Here is a 542-nt window from a genome sequence, read left to right as displayed (position 1 = left end):
CGCGGGTCGCCACCGCCTGGCCGCTCGGCTTGTGCAGGTCCACCAGCGCCGCGGCGCGGCGCAGCGCATCCCGCGCCGCCGCCGGCGCCGGGCGGAGCGGCAGGTAGCCGACCGCGCCCTCCGCCGTCTCAAGCGCCAGGTGCCAGCCCTCCCGCCCCGCCGGCGCGTCGCCCGGCAGGAAGGCGGCGAAGCCGTGCCGCACGCCGTCCAGCCCGGCGAAGCGCGGGTCGGCGGCGAAGCCCTGCGCCACATCGGGCCGCTCCACCCGGACCCAGCGCGGCGGCAGGTCGGCGGCGAAGCCGCCGGGCGCCTGCACCGCCAGCCCGGCCAGGCGCCGCGCCGGGTCCAGCAGCCAGCCGCTGAGCCACAGCCCGGCCCCCGGCAGAGGCAGGCAGAGATCGATGGCGGCGGCGACCGGCCCTTCCAGCGTCGCCAGCGTGTCCTGCCCGGCATAGGCCGGCCGGGCGGCGCGGCGCAGCAGGGCCAGCGCCGCCTCCGCGCCCGCCAGCCGCGGCTGCAGGTCGCGCAGCGCCGCGCCGGTC

General features: G+C 81.9%; 1 protein-coding gene. It reads right to left on the bottom strand.

What is annotated here, in order from left to right; translation table 11 throughout:
* On the bottom strand, positions 1-542 hold a 542-nt coding region (locus E2C05_RS33825; RefSeq protein WP_456306553.1), incomplete at both ends, for a hypothetical protein.

The sequence above is a fragment of the Paracraurococcus ruber genome (assembly GCF_004353985.1).
Taxonomy (GTDB): domain Bacteria; phylum Pseudomonadota; class Alphaproteobacteria; order Acetobacterales; family Acetobacteraceae; genus Paracraurococcus; species Paracraurococcus ruber.
The sequence above is the reverse complement of the archived record's forward strand: the minus strand, read 5'-3'. Positions and strand labels throughout refer to the sequence as shown.